Source organism: Microbacterium sp. MYb64 (assembly GCF_002979495.1).
GTDB classification, from domain to species: Bacteria; Actinomycetota; Actinomycetes; order Actinomycetales; family Microbacteriaceae; genus Microbacterium; species Microbacterium azadirachtae_A.
Genome location: NZ_PCOW01000005.1, coordinates 192642 through 212869 on the forward strand (window position 1 = coordinate 192642; position 20228 = coordinate 212869).

Consider the following 20228-nt stretch of genomic DNA (forward strand, 5'->3'; position numbering starts at 1 on the left):
TCACCACCAGTCGTTGGCGGACCAGAACGCCACCGCGGCGGCCCAGCTGCCGTAGCGGCCCACGGCGTAGCCGTTGCCCCAGCGCAGGTTGTCGACGGGGTCGTAGCCGTTGCCGTCCACCTTGCTGCACGGGAGCGCCTGCACGAGACCGCACGCGCCGGATCCGCTGTTGGTGGCGTTCGGGTTCCACCCGCTCTCGCGGCTCACGATGTAGTCGACGTAGCCCCAGTCGCTCGAGGCGATGCCGGCCGCGGCCATCCACTCGGCCGGCGCGCCTCCGCCGCTGTAGTACATCGGCCCGGCACTGCCGGAGGACGAGGATGAGGAGGACGACGAGGAGTCGCTGGATGCGACCACCGGCTCCGGCGTCGGGGTCGGCTTCGGCGTGACGTAGACGTCGAAGGAGTCGCGCGTCTGCGCGGTCGGCGTCGCGCCGTGCACGGAGACGGTGATGTTCTGCGCATCGCGGGCCGCCAGCGAATACGCAGTGGTCACCGAGGCCTGCGCGGGCTCCGAGGCGGACATGGCGAGCCCCGCCGGGGCCACGATCGCGACGGAGAAACCCACCACAGCGAGCCCGGCGAACACCGCGGAGGTCGCACGCCGACCAGGGCGCGACTTCGCGTTCGGGCGGGATGCTGTGGCTGCGTCGTTCTGCGCGGCGGTTCGGGAGCGCGCCGCAATCGAATCGTTATCGGGAGTCACAATGGCTCCGAGTTTAGCCAGCCGAAGCTGAAATCGCCATGAGAATCGCCGCAATGCGCCCCGCGCCCGGTTCCACCGTGCTCAACGGATCGCGAGCAGCACGTCGATCGTCGCGTCGAGCAGTGCGTCGACCTGCTCCTCGCGATAGCCGCGACGCTGCATCCGGAACGCGGTCTGACGCACCTGCTCCGCTGTCAGCGCGTCGCCGTCCCGGAGAAAGCGCACGATCCGCTTGGCGACGTGATCCACCTCGTCGATCCGGTAGCCGAAGGTGAGCAGCCCGGTCCGCGCGAACTTCCGTCCCTGGGGGCGGCTGAGGTGATCCAGGATCACCTGTGCGTCTGTGCGCGCCCTTCCGACCCACGCGGAGGCGCCGTCGGTCGAGACGACCAGAGCGCGCTCGCGCTGGGCGAAGGCCTCCTCGACTCTTGCCAGCGCGGCGTCCACGGCCGCGATGTCGTAGCCGCCGCGCACCAGCGGGAACGAGGCTGCGCGGATGTCTGCGGATCCGACCCCGTCGGCGTCGTCCTCGAACGCGCCGCGTGCGCGCGCCAGGAACGTGTCGACGGCGGCGCGCTGGTAGCCCTTCTCACGACGAGGGACCACGGGGAAGCTCGCTGCGGCGCCGGAGATGGTGCGGTCGGAACGTGCGGAATCGGTCATGCTGCCGCCAGAGGGGTGAGGAGGAAGTACAGGGCGAGGGCGACGACGGCGGAGGGGAGCATGCTGTCCAGCCTGTCCAGCAATCCGCCATGGCCGGGTAGCCAGGAGCTCATGTCCTTGATACCGAGGTCACGCTTGAGCAGCGACTCACCAAGGTCGCCGACGGTCGCGGAGGCGACCAGGCCGGCGCCGAGGATGACTCCCGCCCACCACGGCACCTCGAGGAGGTAGACGCCGACGAGGGCACCTGCGACGAGGGATCCAATCACGGCGCCTGCGAAGCCCTCCCAGGTCTTCTTCGGGCTCACCCGCGGCGCCATCGGATGGCGTCCGCCGCGTCCGAACAGCAGCCCGGAGGCGTACGCGCAGGTGTCGGCCACGACCACCACGACGATGAGCGAGAGCACCCACCACTCCCCGCGCGGCTGGCGCAGGAGCATCAGGACGAGAGCTCCGAGGAACGGCACGTACACCTGGATGAAGCCGCCGGCCATCGCATCCGTCAGGACGTCGCCGTAGGTGCGTCCGTCCTTCGCCACCATCTGGGAGACGAGCCGCCAGACGATGACACCGAACACGGCGACGAACAGCATGACCCAGGTCAGCCAGGGATCGGCGAAATAGCCGCCTGCCGCCAGCAGGGCGCCGAGCACGAGCTGCGGCCACAGGTCGACCTTGCGTCCGCCGCTGCGCAGGGCGAGCACCAGCTCCCAGACGGCGAGCAGGATGATCGCGAGACCGATCACGACGAACGACCACTTCGCGAACAGCAGCGAGGCGAGGATGACACCGCCGATCAGCAGGCCCACGCCGATCGCGACGACGAGGTCGCGGCCAGTGCGCTCCTTGATGCGCTCGTTCGCCTGGTCCAGCTGGTCACGGGCATGCGAGACGTGCGTCTCCAGCTCCGCCTTCTTCGCGCGGAACTGCGCCTGCAGGTTGTCTCCGGTGCGCGCCTGAGGGCTGTCACCGGCACGCGCGGGCTGGTCGTCGCCGACCCGCGGCGGAAGCGGCGGTCGCGGGGGGATCCTCGACGCCTCGTCGTCGTCGGACGGAGTGCTCATGGACGGTCTCAGACCTCGAGCAGCTCGGCCTCTTTGCGCTTGACAGCCTCGTCGATGAGGTCGACGTGCTGGCGCGTGAGGGCATCGAGCTCCTTCTCGCCGCGGGCGATCTCATCCTCGCCGAGATCGCTCTTCAGGCCGTCCAGCTCATCCTTCGCCTTGCGACGGATGCCGCGGACGTGCACCTTCGCGTCCTCACCCTTGCTCTTCACGAGCTTGACGTACTCCTTGCGGCGGTCGGCCGTGAGCTCGGGCATCGTGACGCGCACGATGTTGCCGTCGTTCGTGGGGTTCGCGCCCAGGTTCGGCATGTCGCGGACGGCCTGCTCGATGGCCTTGAGCGCCGTCTTGTCGTACGGGGTGATGATCAGCGACCGCGCCTCGGGGTTGGCGAGCGACGCGAGCTGCGCGAGCGGAGTCGGCGTGCCGTAGTAGTCCACCAGGACCTTCTGGAACATCTGCGGGTTGGCACGGCCGGTGCGCACCGTGCTGAAGTCCTCCTTGGCGGCCTCGACGGCGCGCTGCATGCGGGAGGTGGTGTCGGCGAGGACATCCGCGATCACGGTGGCTCCTATTCGTCAGGGGGGTTGCGTCCCCAGTCTATCGGGGAGGATGCACGGATCCCCGGCCAGACGCCCTGCGGCGCGGTCCGGGGATCCGATGCGTTCAGGCGATGACGCGGGTTCCGATCGGCTCGCCCAGCAGCGCACGGGTGATGTTGCCCGCGGGCTCCATGCCGAACACGCGCATGTCCATGCCGTTGTCCATGCACAGGCTGAACGCGGTGGAGTCGACGACCTTGAGGCCGCGCACGAGCGCATCCTGGAAGGTGATCTCCTCGATCCGCTCCGCGGACGCGTCCTTCTTGGGATCGGCGGTGTAGATCGCGTCCACGCCGTTCTTGGCCACGAGGACCTCGTCGGCGCCGATCTCCAGCGCGCGCTGCGCGGCGACCGTGTCGGTGGAGAAGTACGGCAGCCCCGCACCGGCGCCGAAGATCACGACGCGGCTCTTCTCCATGTGCCGCTCCGCGCGCAGCGGCAGGTACGGCTCGGCGACCTGGGTCATCGCGATCGCGGACTGCACGCGCGGCGAGGCGCCGGCCTGCTCCAGGAAGTCCTGCAGCGCGAGCGCGTTCATGACGGTGCCGAGCATGCCCATGTAGTCGGCCCGCGAACGGTCCATACCGCGCTGGCTAAGCTCCGCACCGCGGAAGAAGTTCCCGCCGCCGACGACGACCGCGATCTCGACGCGGTCGGTGGCTGCAGCGATCTCCCGGGCGATCTGGCTGACGATGTCGGGGTTGACCCCGAGCTGGCCGCCGCCGAAGGCCTCACCGGAGAGCTTGAGGACGACGCGACGTCGACCCTGTCGTTCGGTCATGGAGTGCTTCCTCTCATCCGTGGAACAAACTACCGTGCGCGAGCACGGAGGAACTCGGGAGATGCGCCGAGCGACGCACCGAAACCCGGGGGCATGACGAAGGGGTTCGGATCCTGGTGGATCCGAACCCCTTCGATGATGTTACGCGCCGACCTTGAAGCGGGCGAAACCGGTCACGTTCAGACCGGCGTCCTTCGCGACCTGGCCCACGGACAGCTTGTTGTCCTTGGCGTAGTCCTGCTCGAGCAGGGCGACCTGCTTGAAGAACGCGGTCACGCGACCCTCGACGATCTTCGGCAGGGCGGCCTCGGGCTTGCCCTCGTTGCGGGAGATCTCGGTGACGATCTCGCGCTCCTTCTCCACGTCCGCGGCCGGGACATCCTCACGGGTGAGGTAGGAGGGGTTCGCGAACGAGATGTGCTGAGCGATGCTGCGAGCGGTCTCCGCGTCGTCACCCGTGTAGGCGACGACGACGCCGATCTGCGGCGGGAGGTCCTTGCTCGTGCGGTGCAGGTACACCTCGGTCTTGTCGCCGGAGATGGTCGCGACGCGACGCAGCTCGACCTTCTCGCCGATGATCGCCGCCTCGTCCGAGATCAGCTGCTCGACGGTCTGGCCGCCGGCGTCGGCCGCGAGAGCCGCCTCGACGGAGTCCGCCTTGATGGCGGCCACGGCGTCGGCGACCTTGTCGGCCAGCGCGATGAAGCGGTCGTTCTTCGCGACGAAGTCCGTCTCGCAGGCGAGCTCGACGAGCGTCACGGCGCCGTCCTGCTCGCGGGCGACGACCAGGCCCTCGCTGGTGGAACGGTCCGCGCGCTTGGCGTTGCCCTTCGCACCCTTCAGGCGGAGGATCTCGACGGCCTTCTCGACGTTGCCGTCAGCCTCCTCGAGCGCCTTCTTGGTGTCGACCATTCCCGTGCCGAGCTGCTCACGCAGCGCCTTGATGTCGGCGATGGTGAAGTTGGCCATGTTGTGGTGGCTCCTTGCTTCGTGTGTGTGCGTGGTGGTTGCGGGTCGGCCGGCTTCCGCCGGCCGACAGACCGCGATTACTTGTCGGCGGACTCGGCGTCGGCGTCGGTCGCCTCGGCCTCGGCGGCGGTCTCCTCGGCGGCGGCGGCGACCTCGGTCACCGTCTCCTCGGCGGCAGCGGCGATCGCCTCGTCGTGCGCGGCAGCACCGGCCTCGTCTGCGGCGGACTCGGTCGCCGCGGTCTGCGCGTCGGCGCCCTCGAGCAGCTCCTGCTCCCACTCGGCGAGCGGCTCGGCGTCGCCGACCTCGGGGTTGTGCTTGAGCTGCAGGCCCTCGGCCGCGGCGTCGGCGATGATGCGGGTCAGCAGGGAGACGGAACGGATCGCGTCGTCGTTGCCGGGGATCGGGTACTGGAAGTCATCCGGGTCCGCGTTGGTGTCGAGGATGCCGATCACCGGGATGCCGAGCTTCTTGGCCTCGTCGATCGCGAGGTGCTCGCGCTTGGCGTCGACGACCCACAGAGCCGACGGGGTCTTGGTCAGGTTGCGGATGCCGCCCAGCGACTTGTGCAGCTTGTCGAGCTCGCGCTTCTTGAGCAGCAGCTCCTTCTTGGTGAAGCCGCTGTTCGCCGGGGTCTCGTAGTCGAGCTCCTCGAGCTCCTTCATACGGGCGAGGCGCTTCGAGATCGTCGAGAAGTTGGTGAGGAGGCCACCGAGCCAGCGCTGGTTCACGAAGGGCTGGCCCACGCGGGCGGCCTGCTCGGCGAGGATCTCCTGCGCCTGCTTCTTGGTGCCGACGAAGAGGATGGTGCCGCCGTGCGCGACGGTCTCCTTGACGAAGTCGTAGGCCTTGTCGATGTAGCCCAGCGACTGCTGCAGGTCGATGATGTGGATCCCGCTGCGCTCGGTGAGGATGAAGCGCTTCACCTTCGGGTTCCACCGGCGGGTCTGGTGTCCGAAGTGAACGCCGCTGTCGAGCAGCTGGCGGATGGTGACGACGGCCATGGTCGTACTCCTTGTTGGTTGAGGTTGTTGCTGCCGATCGGGCGATCGGCGATCCTGGTACCCGGCGCGCACTCCGCTCTCTTGCGAGAGACCTGTGGAATGTTCGCCACGTTGAACGCTGTGGGCACGCGTAGTCACCCCGACATACGGGATGCCCTGCAAGCATATCAGGGTCGGGGCCCCGGATCGCGCGCGTTCCCTCCGCACAATGAGGCCGCCCCGCGCGCTTCCCACCGATTGCGTGGAGGCGTCCCGCGTCGGGACCGACCGGCGCAGGATCGGGGGATGCCCCACTCCCCCCGTCACCCTGCCGCACCGGTGCTCACGCGCCGTCCTTCACTCATCACGGTCTCCGTCGCGGTCGGGCTTCTCGGCGGGCTGGTCCCGGTGCTCCTCACGGCTGCGGCGCCGGTCGCCATCGCGACTCCCGCGGCCGCCGCGAGCGGGGCCGCCGGCGCTGCCACGGGCGGGGCCGCCGGCGCTGCCACGGGCGGGGTCGCCGTCATTGCCACGGGCGGGGCCGCCGTCACCGCAGGAGTCTCGCGCGGGCTCGATGGGGCGGTCGACCCCGGCCCACTGCCCGACGGCGACTGGCTGTGGCCGGTCGTGGGCGCGCGCACGGTCGTCGTGCCGTTCCGTGCCCCTGCGCACGCCTACGGGCCGGGGCATCGCGGGATGGACGTCGCAGCGTCAGGAGAGGTGCGGGCGCCGGCCTCTGGCGCGGTCGCCTACCGCGGCGTGGTCGTCGACCGGGCGCTCCTGACGATCGACCACGGCAACGGCCTCGTCACCACCCTCGAGCCGGTGCAGGCGGTTCTGGGCGCCGGCGCTGCGGTACGCGCGGGCGATGCGGTCGCGACCGTGTCGGCGGGCGGCCACACGCCGGAGGGCGCGTTGCACATCGGCGTGCGGTGGAACGGCGCCTACATCAATCCGATGCTGCTGTTCGGCGGAGTGCCGCGTGCGGTGCTGCTCCCGTGCGGCCCCGGCGGATGCTGACCGATGCTGACGGGGGCACTGGTGGACGCGGTGCTGCGCGCGAACGACACGGCCATCACGCTCTGGGGTGCGCGAGCCGGTAGCTCGCGGTGAGCCTCTCCGCGGAGACGTGGGTATAGATCTGGGTGGTCCCGAGGCTCGCGTGCCCGAGGATCTCCTGCACCGCGCGCAGGTCGGCCCCGCCGTCGAGCAGGTGCGTGGCGGCGGAGTGGCGCAGGGCGTGCGGGCCGACGGTCTCCGCGCCGATGACGGGTGCGAGCACGCGGGCGACCAGTTCGTACACCGTGCGCGGTCCGAGCGTCCCGCCTCTGGCGCCGCGGAACAGGGCCGGTCCCGGCCGCTCCGCACGCGCCACCAGCACGGGGCGCGCCCGGCGCAGATACTTCGCCACCGCATCGCGTGCCGGCGCACCGAACGGCACGACGCGCTCCTTGTCGCCCTTGCCGAGCACGCGCGCGGTGCCACGGTCGAGGTCGAGGTCGTCGACGGCGAGACCGCACAGCTCGGAGACGCGCATGCCGGATCCGTACAGCAGCTCCAGGATCGCGCTGTCGCGCAATCGGATCGGATCGCCGTCGAGAGCACCATCGCGCGCCTCGTCCAGGAGCACGCGCATCGCGTCGGCGGAGGCGACCGCCGGCAGCGTGCGCCCGCGCTTGGGCGTCACGAGGCGCAGCGCGGGGTCGATGCCGACGAGGCCGGTCTCGGCCGCCCAGGAGAAGAACGAGCGCACCGCCGCCGTCCGACGAGCCAGCGTCGAGCGCGCATCGCCGCGCTGCGTGGCGCGCCACAGCCAGTCCCGCAGCGCCTCCAGGTCGACATCGGGGAGTTCCGCATCCGCAGTGGAGGCGGCGAGGTCGGCCAGATCCGAGCGGTATGCCCGCACCGTCGCCGGGGAGAGCCGGCGCACCTGGGTAAGGTGCGTCGTAAACGCCGCGGCGGCCTCGGATACGCGCATGGGTCCAGCATGCGCTCCTCCGCGCCGCAGCAGCAGGAGCACGCGCGGGCGCGGTGCCGACTCGGGGCCGGACGCTCTCACCGCAGGACACTGCGCCACCCGCGTTCGGAACGGACGGCGCCGCCGTCCAGCTCGAGGACGCCGAGAAGCGCCTCCACGCGATCGATGCTCAGCCCGCTGCGCTGCGCCAGCTCCGTGCTGCCGCGCGCCGCGCGCACGTTCAGGGCATCGGCCAGGCGCACCATGTCCGGATCCTCCGCACGCCTCGTCGCCGCGACCGGCGCCCCTCCGAGCAACTCCCGCACGTCCGCCACCGACGTGACGCAGCACGCGTCGTAGTCGCGCAGCAGCCGGTGGCATCCCGCCGACGCCGTCGAGGTGATCGGCCCCGGCACGGCACCGAGCGGCCTGCCGAGCGCGGCCGCATGCCCTGCGGTGTTCAGGGATCCACTGCGCTGCCCAGCCTCGACGACGATCGTCGCCGCGGAGAGCGCGCTGATCAGCCGGTTGCGAGCCAGGAACCTCCACCTCGTCGGTGCGACGCCGCACGCGACCTCGCTCACGAGCGCGCCGCTCGCGGCGATCCGCTCGAACAACTGCGCATGCCCGCTCGGGTACGGCCGATCCACGCCGCCGGCGAGCACCGCCACCGTCATGCCGCCGGCGCGCAGCGCAGCCCGGTGGGCAGTGCCGTCGATTCCGTACGCGCCTCCGGAGACGATCACGCGCCCCTCCGCGGCGAGCTCTCCCGCGAACTCCCCCGCCACGTGCTCGCCGTAACTCGAGGAGGCCCGTGCACCGACGAGCGCCACGCCGGATCCGGCCAGAGCCGCAGCGTCACCACGCAACCAGAGCGCGAGCGGAGCGTGCGCGCCGAGGTCGGCCATGGAAGTCGGCCATTCCGGATCCGACGGCAGCAGGAGCCTCACGCCCATGCGCGCCGCTGTTCGCAGGCCGCCCAGATGCAGATCGGGATCGAGTCGGGGCGCCCATCGACGACGCCCCTCCCGCAGCGCCCCCGCGGCGGGACGTTCGTCATCTGCGAGACCGACGGATCCGCCATGCCCGCCCGCCACCACCTCCAGCGCCTCCGTGGCCCCGAGCGCCGCGACCAGGGCACCGGCGACGCCGTCGCCGGGTTCGGTGACGAGGCCCCAGATCAGCCCGTCCCGCACGTCGGGGTCTCCGGCATCGGGTCGAATCCGGGTCGCTGCCGCGAGGACACGGGAGTCCTCGCGCAGGTCCCGCAGCATCACCTTCATCTCCGCGCTGCTCGGAGCGCGGAGAGCCGTCGAGTCGGTCGCCCCCGCCCTCTTCTTCGGCAGGTCGTTCATGTCGTGATCCCCTTCTTCAGGAAGAGCGCGCGGCCCACATGGGCGAGCCCGGGAGCGTCAGCGCCGACGAGATCGGCCACCGACCACGCCAGTCGCAGAACCCTGTCGTATCCGCGGAGGGTGAGGGCGCCTCGCTGCAGCGCGCGATCCAGCGGCGCCCGCGCATCGACCGGGAGCCGGAACTCGCCCTGGCGCAGCCAGGTCCCTGGCACGTGGGCGTTGAGCCGCCACGGCGTCCCTCGCCATCGCCGCGCTGCGCGGTCACGGGCGGCCTCGACCTGCCCGCGGGCGTCGGCCGTCGAGAGCGTGCCGCGCTCTTGCGCCGTGACCTGGACAGCGGACACGCGGGCGACCCTCACTTCGATGTCGAGCCGGTCCCTGATCGGGCCCGACAGCCGCGCCGCGTAGCGCCGGATCGCCGACGGCGGGCAGATGCACTCCTCGCCGACCACTCCGAACGCCCCGCACGGGCACGGATTCGTCGCCAGCACCAGCTGGAACCGCGCGGGGAAGCGCGTCGTGAACGCCGACCGATGGATCTCGATCATGCCCGCCTCGAGAGGCTGCCGAAGCGCCTCCAGGACGCCGCCTGGGGCCTCGGCCGCCTCGTCGAGGAAGAGCAGCCCGCCGTGCGCGCGGGCGATCGCCCCCGGACGAGCCGCCCGGGATCCGCCGCCGATCAGTGCCGCGATCGACGCGCTGTGATGCGGGGCGACGAAGGGCGGGCGACGATCCAGCCGAGTGATGGTCTCCCCCATCAGCGAGCGGATCGATGCGGCTTCGAGTGCGAGCTCTTCATCCAGATCGGGGAGTATGCCGGCGAGCCTGCGCGCCAGCATGGTCTTGCCGGCGCCGGGCGGACCGGACAAGAGCAGATGGTGCCCGCCGGCCGCGGCGGCGACCAGCGCGGACACCGCCTCGTCCTGACCGATCACGTCGGCCAGCTCGGGCGCCGGATCACTCTGGGGCGAGGTCACCACCGCCCGCACCGGCTCCGGATCGCCGGGGTCGGCGAGGTCGGCCCCGTGCAGCAGTGCGACATGCGCGAGGCTCACCGCCGCGTGCACCTCGAGCCCCGGCACGAGTCGCGCCTCCGCCTCGTTCGCCACCGGGACGACGGCGCGCTCGAATCCGGCCGCTCGTGCCGCGTGCAGCGCGGGCAGCACGCCGGGGACCGGACGCAGCCGCCCGTCCAGTCCGAGCTCGCCGAGGTGCACGGTGCGCGCGAGCGAGACCGGGTCGAGGGAGCCCGCCGTGCCGAACGCTGCGATCGCGATGGCCAGGTCGAACGCCGACCCGTGCTTGGGCAGGCTCGCCGGCGACAGGTTCACCGTGAGCTTGCGGCGCGGCAGATCGAGGCCGCTGTTGCGGCATGCGTTGTGCACGCGGCGCACGGCCTCGCCGAGCGCGCGATCCGCGAGGCCGATGAGATCGAAGCCCGGGGTCTGCTGCGAGAGGTCGGCCTCGACGTCGACCATATGCCCGTTCAGGCCGGTCAGCGCGACCGACCAGGTGCGCGCGGTCATCGCAGATCCCGCAGGTGCTCGAGGTCGCCGACGGCCGGATCCGCGCCCACGATCCCGATCGCCTCGAGCCGCAGCGCCCGCCCCGCGCTCGACATCGGATGCTCGCGCACCCAGACATGCGCGAGACGCCACAGCCTTTTCCGCTTGCGCTCGTCGATCGCCTCGAACGGGTGGCCGAAATCGAGGGTCCGCCGGGTCTTCACCTCGACGAACGCGAGCACCCCCTCACGCTGAGCGACGATGTCGAGTTCGCCCTCATCGCACCGCCAGTTGCGATCCAGGATCCGATATCCGAGTCGGGTCAGATGCTCGGCGGCGCGGTCCTCCCCCGCGCGTCCGAGCTCGTCTTTGGCTGCCATGACAGACAGCCTGCGAGCCGGCCGTCGTTCGTGGAGGCGCTGTCGCGCAACCGGTGCGGAAACTGCGGTGCCGCCGATCTGTGGAGGACGACCGCTCCCCGCAAAGCGGAGCCACGCCTCTCCAATAGCTCCTCCACTACCGAGTCGTCCCCGTCAGCGGACGCCATGGGGTGCGCTGATGTGGACGACTCGAATTGGTGGGGCGCGCTCAGAGCTCAGCAGAGATGGCGCCCGCGGGGCGGGGCGGGGGCAGATCTCGTCGAGCGAACGCGTTGTTGCCCGGAACACGGAGTATCGACGCGGCGATCCCGTGCACTCGACAGTCCGCCGTGAACTCGGCGAGCAGCCGTCCGGACGGCCGGCGAGAAGTAGCCTGGACGGCCGGCGCCTCAGCGCGTGGGCGCCCCTACGGCCGGGATCACTCGCCGTCGAGCGAAAGCTCCTGGGGCAGCTCGAACTCGCGGCGGGACAGCTCCTCGACGTTCACGTCCTTGAATGTCAGCACGCGCACCGACTTCACGAAGCGGTCGGCGCGGTAGATGTCCCACACCCAGACGTCGTTCATGGACACTTCGAAGTAGAAGTCGTGCTCGGTGTCACGACGCACCACGTTGACCTCGTTCGCGAGGTAGAACCGACGCTCGGTCTCGACCACGTACTGGAACTGAAGGACCACGTCGCGGTACTCGCGGTACAGGGCGAGCTCGAGCTCACGGTCGTAGTCGTCGAAGGCGTCGTCATCCATGATCCCCCCATCCTACGAGAGCCGCCTCGGCAGGGCCGCATCCGCGCGGGTGCTTCAGAACAGGGTGGGCGCGTCGGCGATCGCCCAGGACGAGCGGTGATGGCGCGTGAGACCGCGCAACCGGATCGCCTCACGGTGCTCGATGCTCGCGTAACCCTTGTTGCGGTCCCACTGATAGTCCGGGAACTCGGGAGCGAGCTCGACCATGAGCGCGTCGCGCGCCACCTTCGCCAGCACCGAGGCCGCCGCCACGGATGCGCAGTCGCGGTCGGCCTTGATGATCGAGCGCACGGTCAGCGGTCCGGGGTGCACGGCGGAGACGTAGTCGTGGTTGCCGTCGAGGATCACGAGCGCCGATGAGGCTTCCCAGGCGTCCCCGCACGCGGCGATGATGGCGCGGGAGGCGGCGAGGCCGAGCGCGCGCATGATGCCGACCTCGTCGATCTCCGCGTTCGTGGCCCAGCCCACCGCGCTCGCGGGCGCCCAGGCCCCGGCGCGTTCGGCGACCTCGGGCCGGCGCTTCTCCGGCACCAGTTTCGAATCCCGCAGCCCCTGGGGCACGCGGCGCCGGGCTGCGGCCGCGTCCACGACCGTGGCTCCCACCGCGACAGGACCGGCGAGGGCTCCCCGACCGACCTCGTCCAAGGCGATCAGATGGGAGTGCTCGCGCAGCAGCCGCCGCTCGAGGACCAGGCTAGGCTCGACGACCGCCACGGCGGCGCCCCTGCGGCTTCGGGTTCGAGACCCCGTTGAAGACGGCGTAGTGGCCGTCGATGAGGCCGAATCGATCGAACGGCCAGGTGGTGAGGAACGCGCGCCCGACGATGTTCTCCTTGGGCACGAACCCGCCTCCCGGCTGGTCCTGGTGATACCGGGAGTCCTCGGAGCGCGTGCGGTTGTCGCCGAGCACCCACACGGCACCCTTCGGCACCGTGACGTCGAACGGGATGCTGGACGCGCGGGAGTCGCCCACGCCCGGCTTGAGATAGGAGGACTCGTCGATCGGCGCACCGTTGACGGTGAGCTGACCCAGCGAGTTGCAGCACACGACATGGTCGCCCGGCAGTCCGATGAGCCTCTTGACCAGATGGTCGTCCGAATCGGGGGCGGCGACGCCGATCAGCGTCAGGAACCACTCCCCGGCCTCGAGCAGCGGCGATCGCGGCGGCTGCGGCGGCGCCGGCGGCAGCCAGCCGCCCGGATCCTTGAAGACCACGACGTCGCCGCGGTGATAGCCGTTCCAGTGCGGAGTGATCTCGTCGACGAGGATCCGGTCCTTGACGAGAAGAGTGTTCTCCATCGAGCCGGACGGGATGTAGAAGCTGCGCACCACGAAGGTCTTCACGAGGAAGGAGACCAGCACCGCGATGAGGAGGATCACCACGACGTCTCGGAGGAAGATCACCCAGCCGCGGCGCCGCGGCGTCGTCTGCACCCGTACCGCGTCAGCGGATCCGGCCGCGATCTCTTCCGTCATGCGCCATCCTTCACAGACCTCGGCCGTCGGTCGACGGCGCCATCCAGCTTCTCACGTCCAGGGAATGAACAAGCGCCCCGAGAGCCGTGTCTCGGGGCGCTTGTTCGAAAGCCGAATGGGATCAGCGCGCGTCGCGCTTCTCCTTGATCTTCGCCTTCTTGCCGCGCAGGTTGCGGAGGTAGTACAGCTTCGCGCGACGCACGTCACCGCGGGTGACGACCTCGATGTGGTCGATCACCGGGGAGTGCACCGGGAAGGTGCGCTCGACGCCCACCTGGAAGCTGATCTTGCGGACCACGAAGGTCTCGCGCACGCCGTCGCCCGAGCGGCCGATGACGACGCCCTGGAAGACCTGGATACGGGAGCGGCTGCCCTCGATGATGTTGACGTGCACCTTGACGGTGTCGCCGGGGAAGAACTCGGGGATGTCGGAGCGGAGCGAAGCCGCGTCGACGACGTCGAGGATCTGCATGATCGTCTCTCTCTGCACTCGCCTCAGGTCGCATGCATGTGGGAAGGGTTGAAATCGGAAGTCTGTGCCGAACGGCGCACGAGGCGTCCGCGGGTTCCCCTGAGGCAGAACCGGGTCACGGCACAAACAACCATTCTGCCATGGATCCGGACCCGCACCAAAACGCGGGTCGACGGCGCATTGCGCGGACTCAGCGCTCCGAACGCCCCTCGCTGGAATTCCCCGTCTCGGTGATGACGATGACGTCCCCGTTGCGGCTCGCGCGCTCCCGCACGGGTTCGCTCTGATCCCCGTAGACGGTCGCGCGCATGGTCTCGGGGTCGATCACGAAAGCCGTCCTTCCGCGCTCCGCGACGTCCTTCCAGAGCTGCCAGAGCGTCGACCAGAACAGCCCGAGGAACGCGACGATCGTGCCGGTCAGGAGCCAGCCGAACGCATCCTTCGGGAAGAAGCCGAGCGCGATCGTCAGGCCGTGCCACACGGTGAATCCGAGGACGTCGCGCCAGGAGACGGCGCGCTCCTCGCGGACGGTGGGCCGCGCGCGCACCAGGAACGCCAGCGCGACCTCCCCCACGAGCACCGACGGCAGGGCGACGAACAGCACCCAGAGGAACGCCCACCCGCCCGCCTGGAACACACCCCAGCCGATGAACAGCCAGAGCGGCAGCACGAGAGCGGCCGGGAACAGCCAGGAGAAGAACGCGCGCCGGATCCACATACCGCGATGCTACGTCTCGGCAGCAGGCGCGGATCCGCACGTTCGCTGTGAGCGTCCCCTGTGTGCGCGGTAGGAGAGAATGGATGCGACGAGAGGACTGGGAATGATCGAACTGCGCACCCCCGCCGAGATCGAGGAGATGCGGGCGGCTGGACGCTTCGTGGCGGAGACGCTGGCGACGCTGCGCGCCGAGACCAAGGTGGGCACGAACCTGCTCTCGATCGATCGTCGCGCCCACGACATGATCCGCAAGGCCGGCGCCGAGTCCTGCTACATCGACTACCACCCCTCGTTCGGTGCGAGCCCCTTCGGGAAGGTGATCTGCACGTCGGTGAACGACGCCGTGCTGCACGGCCTGCCGCACGACTACACGCTGCGCGACGGCGATCTCGTGTCCCTGGACTTCGCCGTGTCGGTCGACGGCTGGGTCGCCGACTCCGCCGTCTCGTTCGTGGTGGGCACGCCCCGCGATGAGGACCTGCGCCTCATCGACACCAGCGAGCGCGCCCTGGAGGCGGCGATCGCCACCGCCGTGGTCGGCAACCGCATCGGCGACATCTCCGCCTCGATCGCCGCCGTCGCCCACGGCGAGGGCTACTCGATCAACACCGACTTCGGCGGCCACGGCGTCGGCCGCATCATGCACGGCGACCCGCACGTGCCCAACGACGGGCGTCCCGGCCGCGGCTTCCCCCTGCGGGCGGGCCTGGTGATGGCGCTCGAGCCCTGGTTCCTCGCGACCACCGACGAGCTGGTGACGGATCCCGACGGCTGGACGCTGCGCAGCGCCGACGGCTCCCGCGGTTCCCACTCCGAGCACACTGTCGCGATCACCGAGGACGGCCCCATCATCCTCACCGACCGCTCGTTCCTCGGCGTCGACTGACCCGCTGCTCCGAGGGCGGCCACCGGCGTCACGCCGCCACCTGCGCCGCGCGGCGCGCATGTGCCATTCTGTGGGCATGTCCCGACACGACCTGCGGATGCCGGAGCGCCTGTTCCTGGCCAGGCACGGCCAGACCGCGTGGAACCGCGAGCACCGGTTGCAGGGTCAGCTCGACTCCCCGCTGACCGAGGCCGGTATCGGGCACGCGAACGAGATCGCACGACGACTCGAGGGGGCAGGCGTCGGGGTCGTCTGCACGAGTCCGCTGGGACGCGCACGACGGACCGCCGAGATCGTCGCGGCGCACCTGGACGTCGAGGTCGTCGCCGTGGACGAACTCGCCGAGGTGCACCACGGGTCCTTCGCGGGTCGCACGTGGGACGAGCTCGAGGAGGCCACCCCCGGCATCCGCGCGCTGCGATCGGAGAACCGCTATGGCTGGGCGTTCCCCGGCGGTGAGAGCTATGCCTCTGCACGCCCGCGGGCACTCCGCGCCCTGGACGAGTGCTCCTGGGCGGGCGAGGGCACACCGCTGATCGTCGCCCACGAGATGATCGGCCGCCTGCTGCGCGCAGCGATGCGCGGATACGGTCATGCGGAGGCGCTCGCACTGCGCCATCCTCACGGCATCGTCTTCGAGATCACCCGAGGAGCGGAGCGGCTGGTCTGAGGGCATCGCCCGGAGAGCCGTTCCCTAGCGCCGAGCGTGCGGCCCTCATGCGGAAGCGAGTGACGGAACCGCGCTCAGCCCTCGTCGTCGGGCAGAAGGTCGGGACGGCGACGCCGGGTGCGCTCGATCTGCTGCTCGCGGCGCCAGGCCGCGATCGCCCCGTGGTTGCCGCTCAGCAGGATCGGCGGCACCTCGCGGTCGCGCCAGACCGACGGCTTCGTGTACGACGGGTACTCGAGCAGTCCGTCCTCGTGCGATTCCTCGACGAGGCTCTCGGGATTGCCGACGACGCCGGGGATGAGCCGGCCGATCGCCTCGACCATCGCCATCACGGCGACCTCTCCCCCGTTCAGCACGTAGTCGCCGAGGCTGATCAGGCGCACCTCGCCGAGCGCCGCGGCCTCTTCGAACACGCGCTCGTCGATGCCCTCATAGCGGCCGCAGCCGAAGATCAGATGCTCGCGATCCGCGAGCTCGCGGGCCGTGGACTGACGGAACACCTCGCCGGCCGGCGAGGGGAAGATGATCGTGGGGCGCCCTTCGACGCGCTCGGGGACCGAAGCCGTGCGAGCGGGTTCGGCGGCGAGCTGATCGAGGGCGAGGCCCCACGGCTCCGGCTTCATGACCATGCCGGCGCCACCCCCGTAGGGCGTGTCATCGACGGTGCGGTGCCGGTCGCCGGTCCAGTCGCGCAGATCGTGGACGTTCAGATCCAGGATCCCGCTGTCCCGCGCCTTGCCGAGCAGGGAGAGGGTCAGCCCGTCGAAGTACGACGGGAAGATCGAGACGACGTCAATCCGCACCGGGCGCGTCCTGCTCGGGGGCATCCTCCGCCGATTCATCGGCGGGAGCGTCATCCTCGGCGAGCTCCTCGAAGAGGCCGGCGGGCGGCGTGACGATGATCCGCCCCGCGGCGATGTCCACGGTCGGCACGATCGCCGAGACGAACGGGACCATGATCTCGGATCCCGATGCGGGCCGGACGATGAGCAGGTCCTGTGCGGGCAGGTGGTCGACGCGGATCACCCGGCCGACGACGACGTCGTCGCGGACGACGTCGAGTCCGGTGAGCTGGTGGTCGTACCAGGCGTCGTCCTCGGGCTCCTCGGAGTCGTCCTGGTCGATCCACAGGATCGCCTTGACGAGGCCCTCGGCGGCGTCACGGTCATCGACGCCCTCGAAGAACACGACGGAGCTGCCGTTCATCACCCGGTGCTCGCGGACCGTGATGGACTTGCCGTGCCACGGAGATGCTTCAGGCACCTGCAACGTGAACTCGGCGCCGGGCACGAAGCGTCCGGCGGGATCGTCGGTGTAGAGCTCCAGCTTGAGTGCGCCCTTGAGCCCGTGCGCCTTGACGAGGCGCCCCACACGCAGCTGGTTGCGTCCGTTGGGGCGATCGGTGACAGCCACGCTCAGTCGTCCGCGACGTCGACGCGAACGCGACGTCCGTCCGCGAGCGCGGTGATCAGCGTGCGCAGGGCCTTGGCGGTGCGGCCGCCGCGCCCGATCACGCGCCCCCGGTCATCGGGGTGCACGTGCACCTCGAGGACGTCGCCACGAGGCGACGAGGTGGCGGTGATGGTGACATCCTCCGGGTGATCGACGATCCCCGAGACGATGTGCTCGAGCGCGGCAGCCAGCACGACGGATTACTCCGCGTCGGCCGCAGCCTCGGCTGCGTCCTCGGCGGGGGTCTCGACGGGAGCCTCCTCAGCGGGAGTCTCCTTCTTCTCGACCTTGGGCTTGATGACGGACTTCTTGGCCGAGTCGGCCTCGAAGACGGCCTTCTCGCCGGCGACCTTGAGGGTGGACTTCGCGTCCTTGTCGCCCTTGAACTTGCCCCAGTCGCCCGTGATCTTGAGGATGGCGGCGACCTGCTCGGTCGGCTGAGCGCCGACCGACAGCCAGTACTGCGCCCGCTCGGAGTCGACCTCGATGAACGAGGGCTCCTCGGTGGGGTGGTACTTGCCGATCTCCTCGATCACGCGACCGTCGCGCTTGGTGCGCGAGTCGGCGACGACGATGCGGTAGTAGGGCGCACGGATCTTGCCCAGGCGCTTGAGACGAATCTTGACAGCCACGATTCTCCTGAATGGTGTGGAAGGAAGACGAACTGATCACCAGAAGCGTGGGGTGCACACCCGGTGGAAGCTCTGCGGGTGGATCACGGCCGGATAGAGGGTCGAGCGGCGATCCAGCTGTCCATTCTGCCAGATCCCCGCCGCTGAGGCGAAACGGTGGGAATCCGTGTTGCGCCGACCGTTCGAAAGTGCTGTACCGCATGACATATTACTAGTTAGGCTGGGTGCATGTCCGATGTCATCGCCGATCTCGCCCTCATCGATGCGGCGACCCTCTCCGCCCGCGTGAGCATCGCCGAGGCGATCCAGGCCGTCGGCGAGGTGCTCCGCGGAGGCTTCGACCCCGAGCACGATCTCCCGCGGACGATCCTCGATGTCCCCCACGGGCAGCTGCTGCTCATGCCGGCCGCGTTCGACGGCATGGTCGGTCAGAAGCTGGCCTCCGTCGCCCCGGGCAATCCCGCCCAAGGACGAGAGCGCATCCAGGGCGTCTACATCCTGCTGGACGGAGCGACACTTGCGCCGATCGCCGTCCTGGACGGCACGGCACTCACCTCGCTCCGCACCCCGGCCGTGAGCGCCGCGGCCGTCGACGTGCTCGCCGAGCCCGAAGCGGGCGACCTCATCGTGCTCGGCACGGGACCCCAGGCCGTGAGACACGTCCAGGCGCTCTCCACGGTGCGTCCGCTGCGGACGGTGCGGATGGTCGGCCGGGATGCGGGCAGAGCAGCAGCCGCCGCCGCCGCAGCACAGGCGCTCGTGCCGGAGTCGTCCGTCGCGGTCGGCTCCATCGCGGATCTCGCTGCCGCCGATCTCGTCGTGTGCGCGACGACGGCGACCGATCCGCTCTTCTCCCCGGAGGTCGTCCGCGCCGACGCCACCGTCGTCGCGATCGGCTCGCACGAGCCCGCGAAGGCGGAGCTTCCGGCCGCACTGCTCGGCCGCAGCCAGGTCGTCGTGGAGAGCCGACGCGTCGCGGCGGCCGAAGCCGGCGACGTCATCCGCGCCGTGGACGCCGGCGCGCTGCGCCCGGAGGGCCTCGTCACGATGCACGAGCTCTTCACGGGCGCGGTCTCCCCCGCGCGGGACCGACCGAGGATCATCAAGACCTGCGGCATGGGCTGGCAGGATCTGGCCGTCGCGGCACGCGCCGTCGGCCCCGGAGAGGAGCGACCGTGATCACCACCGAGGACTGGCACACCGCCGGTGAGCCGTTCCGCATCGTCGAAGGCGTGCCGACCCACGGCGCCACCGTGGCGGAGCGCCGGGTCGCGGCGATGACGGGCGAGGCCGACGCCGTTCGGCGCTTCCTCTGCCTGGAGCCCCGCGGCCACGACGACATGTACGGAGGCTTCCTCACTCCGCCCGACGACTCCGGCGCCGATCTCGGCGTGCTGTTCTGGCACAAGGACGGCTTCTCCACGGCGTGCGGGCACGGCACGATCGCGCTGGGGGCCTGGGCGGTCCGCACCGGTCGGGTCCCCTCGGATCCGGACGGCGAGACGACCGTGACGATCGACGTGCCGAGCGGTCGCGTGCAGGCCCTGGTGCGGCAGGAGAAGGGCCGGATCACCGAGGTCGTCTTCCGCAACGTCGAGTCGCGGGTCCTCGCGCGCGGCATCTCGCTGACGACCTCGCTCGGACGGGTCGACGTCGATCTGGTCTTCGGCGGCGCCGTGTACGCGACGCTGCCCGCCTCCACGGTCGGGCTGTCCGTGCTCCCGGAGCACACCGCCGACCTCATCCGCATCGGGCGCGAGATCAAGTGGGCGCTCAACGACCATCCGGCCGCGCAGCTCGAGGACGCACGGTTGAGCGGCGTCTACGGCACGATCCTGTTCGACGATCTCGGGCGCACAGAACGCGGCCCCTGGCAGCGCAACGTCACCGTCTTCGCGGACGGCGAGGTGGACCGCAGCCCGTGCGGCTCCGGCACCGCGGCCCGCGTCGCGCTCCTCGCCGCGTCCGGCGCGCTCGGCGATGGCGAGGAGCTTACGCACGACTCGATCATCGGGACGCGCTTCCTCGCGACGGTCGCGGCCCGCACCTCGGACGGCGTGATCCCCGAGGTGCGCGGGCTCGCGCACCGGGTGGGATCGTGCACCTTCGATCTCGACGACGGCGACCCGCTGCCCGAGGGCTTCAGCCTGCGCTGAGGCCGGCGCCGCCGTCGTATCGTGAAGCGTCCCGCTCCCCCCTGCCCAACCGCATC

At 70.5% G+C, this 20228-nt stretch carries 25 protein-coding genes; 5 read left to right on the forward strand and 20 right to left on the reverse strand.

Annotation, left to right across the window (positions count from 1 at the left end):
* The 7 genes from CQ044_RS07305 to rpsB form a co-directional block, all read right to left on the reverse strand.
* Positions 1-567: a lytic transglycosylase domain-containing protein gene (locus CQ044_RS07305; RefSeq protein ID WP_258133193.1), complete on the reverse strand. Its 567-nt coding sequence runs from the start codon at positions 565-567 to the stop codon at positions 1-3.
* A 219-nt stretch (positions 568-786) separates the two neighbouring features.
* The gene (locus CQ044_RS07310) at positions 787-1368 is read right to left on the reverse strand and encodes a DivIVA domain-containing protein (protein ID WP_105687840.1); all 582 of its coding nucleotides are present in this window, start codon (positions 1366-1368) and stop codon (positions 787-789) included.
* Positions 1365-2432 carry a phosphatidate cytidylyltransferase gene (locus CQ044_RS07315; RefSeq protein ID WP_105687841.1) on the reverse strand — a complete coding sequence of 356 codons (1068 nt, stop codon included), beginning with the start codon at positions 2430-2432 and terminating at the stop codon, positions 1365-1367. Before CQ044_RS07315 ends, CQ044_RS07310 begins: the two co-directional genes overlap by 4 nt.
* An 8-nt stretch (positions 2433-2440) precedes the next feature.
* Positions 2441-2995 (reverse strand): ribosome recycling factor, encoded by a 555-nt coding sequence (gene frr / locus CQ044_RS07320; protein WP_045273202.1) that lies wholly within the window; start codon positions 2993-2995, stop codon positions 2441-2443.
* Positions 2996-3098: 103 nt separating this feature from the next.
* Positions 3099-3815, reverse strand: coding sequence for a UMP kinase (gene pyrH, locus CQ044_RS07325; RefSeq protein ID WP_045273203.1), 717 nt, complete (start codon positions 3813-3815; stop codon positions 3099-3101).
* Between the two features lie 141 nt (positions 3816-3956).
* Positions 3957-4784, reverse strand: a complete 828-nt coding sequence (gene tsf, locus CQ044_RS07330) for a translation elongation factor Ts (RefSeq protein WP_105687842.1) — start codon at positions 4782-4784, stop codon at positions 3957-3959.
* Positions 4785-4861: 77 nt separating this feature from the next.
* Positions 4862-5788, reverse strand: coding sequence for a 30S ribosomal protein S2 (rpsB, locus tag CQ044_RS07335; protein WP_105687843.1), 927 nt, complete (start codon positions 5786-5788; stop codon positions 4862-4864).
* Between the two features lie 285 nt (positions 5789-6073).
* Between rpsB and CQ044_RS07340 the strand changes: the two genes are divergently transcribed.
* On the forward strand, positions 6074-6787 hold the full coding sequence (locus CQ044_RS07340) for a murein hydrolase activator EnvC (protein ID WP_105687844.1): 714 nt from the start codon (positions 6074-6076) through the stop codon (positions 6785-6787).
* 55 nt (positions 6788-6842) lie between these two features.
* Here CQ044_RS07340 and CQ044_RS07345 read toward each other — a convergent pair whose 3' ends face one another.
* The 9 genes from CQ044_RS07345 to CQ044_RS07385 form a co-directional block, all read right to left on the reverse strand.
* Complete coding sequence (locus CQ044_RS07345) at positions 6843-7745, reverse strand: tyrosine recombinase XerC (RefSeq protein ID WP_105687845.1); 903 nt, start codon at positions 7743-7745, stop codon at positions 6843-6845.
* A 77-nt stretch (positions 7746-7822) separates the two neighbouring features.
* Entirely contained in the window at positions 7823-9079 is a 1257-nt protein-coding gene (dprA, locus tag CQ044_RS07350) for a DNA-processing protein DprA (RefSeq protein ID WP_258133194.1), read from the reverse strand.
* A complete protein-coding gene (locus CQ044_RS07355; protein ID WP_105687846.1) occupies positions 9076-10605 on the reverse strand; it encodes a YifB family Mg chelatase-like AAA ATPase in 1530 nt (509 codons plus the stop codon). The genes dprA and CQ044_RS07355 overlap by 4 nt, the downstream gene beginning before the upstream one ends.
* Entirely contained in the window at positions 10602-10964 is a 363-nt protein-coding gene (locus CQ044_RS07360) for a YraN family protein (protein WP_105687847.1), read from the reverse strand. Before CQ044_RS07360 ends, CQ044_RS07355 begins: the two co-directional genes overlap by 4 nt.
* A 418-nt stretch (positions 10965-11382) precedes the next feature.
* Complete coding sequence (locus CQ044_RS07365) at positions 11383-11709, reverse strand: DUF2469 family protein (RefSeq protein WP_045273217.1); 327 nt, start codon at positions 11707-11709, stop codon at positions 11383-11385.
* A 54-nt stretch (positions 11710-11763) separates the two neighbouring features.
* A complete protein-coding gene (locus CQ044_RS07370; RefSeq protein WP_045273218.1) occupies positions 11764-12423 on the reverse strand; it encodes a ribonuclease HII in 660 nt (219 codons plus the stop codon).
* A complete protein-coding gene (gene lepB / locus CQ044_RS07375; protein ID WP_045273219.1) occupies positions 12404-13186 on the reverse strand; it encodes a signal peptidase I in 783 nt (260 codons plus the stop codon). The genes CQ044_RS07370 and lepB overlap by 20 nt, the downstream gene beginning before the upstream one ends.
* Before the next feature lie 121 nt (positions 13187-13307).
* Positions 13308-13658, reverse strand: coding sequence for a 50S ribosomal protein L19 (rplS, locus tag CQ044_RS07380; RefSeq protein ID WP_045273220.1), 351 nt, complete (start codon positions 13656-13658; stop codon positions 13308-13310).
* Between the two features lie 190 nt (positions 13659-13848).
* Positions 13849-14376, reverse strand: a complete 528-nt coding sequence (locus CQ044_RS07385; RefSeq protein WP_105687848.1) for an MFS transporter permease — start codon at positions 14374-14376, stop codon at positions 13849-13851.
* 103 nt (positions 14377-14479) lie between these two features.
* Between CQ044_RS07385 and map the strand changes: the two genes are divergently transcribed.
* Positions 14480-15262 (forward strand): type I methionyl aminopeptidase, encoded by a 783-nt coding sequence (map, locus tag CQ044_RS07390; RefSeq protein WP_105687849.1) that lies wholly within the window; start codon positions 14480-14482, stop codon positions 15260-15262.
* Positions 15263-15338: 76 nt separating this feature from the next.
* A complete protein-coding gene (locus CQ044_RS07395; protein ID WP_258133195.1) occupies positions 15339-15932 on the forward strand; it encodes a histidine phosphatase family protein in 594 nt (197 codons plus the stop codon).
* A gap of 74 nt (positions 15933-16006) precedes the next feature.
* Here the strand turns inward: CQ044_RS07395 and trmD are convergent, their stop codons facing one another.
* The 4 genes from trmD to rpsP are packed head-to-tail and all read right to left on the reverse strand — an operon-like array spanning position 16007 to position 18016.
* Complete coding sequence (trmD, locus tag CQ044_RS07400; RefSeq protein ID WP_105687876.1) at positions 16007-16735, reverse strand: tRNA (guanosine(37)-N1)-methyltransferase TrmD; 729 nt, start codon at positions 16733-16735, stop codon at positions 16007-16009.
* The gene (rimM, locus tag CQ044_RS07405; RefSeq protein ID WP_105687851.1) at positions 16725-17345 is read right to left on the reverse strand and encodes a ribosome maturation factor RimM; all 621 of its coding nucleotides are present in this window, start codon (positions 17343-17345) and stop codon (positions 16725-16727) included. The genes trmD and rimM overlap by 11 nt, the downstream gene beginning before the upstream one ends.
* A gap of 2 nt (positions 17346-17347) precedes the next feature.
* Positions 17348-17578 carry an RNA-binding protein gene (locus CQ044_RS07410; protein WP_045273224.1) on the reverse strand — a complete coding sequence of 77 codons (231 nt, stop codon included), beginning with the start codon at positions 17576-17578 and terminating at the stop codon, positions 17348-17350.
* Between the two features lie 6 nt (positions 17579-17584).
* Positions 17585-18016 carry a 30S ribosomal protein S16 gene (gene rpsP / locus CQ044_RS07415; protein ID WP_105687852.1) on the reverse strand — a complete coding sequence of 144 codons (432 nt, stop codon included), beginning with the start codon at positions 18014-18016 and terminating at the stop codon, positions 17585-17587.
* Between the two features lie 228 nt (positions 18017-18244).
* On the opposite strand from rpsP, the gene CQ044_RS07420 reads away from it, so the two are divergent.
* Both CQ044_RS07420 and CQ044_RS07425 read left to right on the forward strand, forming a co-directional pair.
* The gene (locus tag CQ044_RS07420; protein WP_105687853.1) at positions 18245-19195 is read left to right on the forward strand and encodes an ornithine cyclodeaminase family protein; all 951 of its coding nucleotides are present in this window, start codon (positions 18245-18247) and stop codon (positions 19193-19195) included.
* Positions 19192-20172, forward strand: a complete 981-nt coding sequence (locus CQ044_RS07425) for a proline racemase family protein (RefSeq protein WP_105687854.1) — start codon at positions 19192-19194, stop codon at positions 20170-20172. The genes CQ044_RS07420 and CQ044_RS07425 overlap by 4 nt, the downstream gene beginning before the upstream one ends.
* Positions 20173-20228 lie beyond the last annotated feature (56 nt).

What these genes read in the sequence shown, in the direction of transcription:
- CQ044_RS07395 (WP_258133195.1), top strand. Translation starts at nt 15,339, where the DNA reads ATGTCCCGACACGACCTGCGGATGCCGGAGCGCCTGTTCCTGGCCAGG.
- CQ044_RS07365 (WP_045273217.1), bottom strand. Translation starts at nt 11,709, where the DNA reads ATGGATGACGACGCCTTCGACGACTACGACCGTGAGCTCGAGCTCGCC.
- CQ044_RS07420 (WP_105687853.1), top strand. Translation starts at nt 18,245, where the DNA reads ATGTCCGATGTCATCGCCGATCTCGCCCTCATCGATGCGGCGACCCTC.
- map (WP_105687849.1), top strand. Translation starts at nt 14,480, where the DNA reads ATGATCGAACTGCGCACCCCCGCCGAGATCGAGGAGATGCGGGCGGCT.
- tsf (WP_105687842.1), bottom strand. Translation starts at nt 4,784, where the DNA reads ATGGCCAACTTCACCATCGCCGACATCAAGGCGCTGCGTGAGCAGCTC.
- CQ044_RS07360 (WP_105687847.1), bottom strand. Translation starts at nt 10,964, where the DNA reads ATGGCAGCCAAAGACGAGCTCGGACGCGCGGGGGAGGACCGCGCCGCC.
- CQ044_RS07340 (WP_105687844.1), top strand. Translation starts at nt 6,074, where the DNA reads ATGCCCCACTCCCCCCGTCACCCTGCCGCACCGGTGCTCACGCGCCGT.
- rplS (WP_045273220.1), bottom strand. Translation starts at nt 13,658, where the DNA reads ATGCAGATCCTCGACGTCGTCGACGCGGCTTCGCTCCGCTCCGACATC.
- CQ044_RS07315 (WP_105687841.1), bottom strand. Translation starts at nt 2,432, where the DNA reads ATGAGCACTCCGTCCGACGACGACGAGGCGTCGAGGATCCCCCCGCGA.
- pyrH (WP_045273203.1), bottom strand. Translation starts at nt 3,815, where the DNA reads ATGACCGAACGACAGGGTCGACGTCGCGTCGTCCTCAAGCTCTCCGGT.
- dprA (WP_258133194.1), bottom strand. Translation starts at nt 9,079, where the DNA reads ATGAACGACCTGCCGAAGAAGAGGGCGGGGGCGACCGACTCGACGGCT.
- CQ044_RS07345 (WP_105687845.1), bottom strand. Translation starts at nt 7,745, where the DNA reads ATGCGCGTATCCGAGGCCGCCGCGGCGTTTACGACGCACCTTACCCAG.
- lepB (WP_045273219.1), bottom strand. Translation starts at nt 13,186, where the DNA reads ATGACGGAAGAGATCGCGGCCGGATCCGCTGACGCGGTACGGGTGCAG.
- CQ044_RS07310 (WP_105687840.1), bottom strand. Translation starts at nt 1,368, where the DNA reads ATGACCGATTCCGCACGTTCCGACCGCACCATCTCCGGCGCCGCAGCG.
- rpsB (WP_105687843.1), bottom strand. Translation starts at nt 5,788, where the DNA reads ATGGCCGTCGTCACCATCCGCCAGCTGCTCGACAGCGGCGTTCACTTC.
- CQ044_RS07385 (WP_105687848.1), bottom strand. Translation starts at nt 14,376, where the DNA reads ATGTGGATCCGGCGCGCGTTCTTCTCCTGGCTGTTCCCGGCCGCTCTC.
- CQ044_RS07355 (WP_105687846.1), bottom strand. Translation starts at nt 10,605, where the DNA reads ATGACCGCGCGCACCTGGTCGGTCGCGCTGACCGGCCTGAACGGGCAT.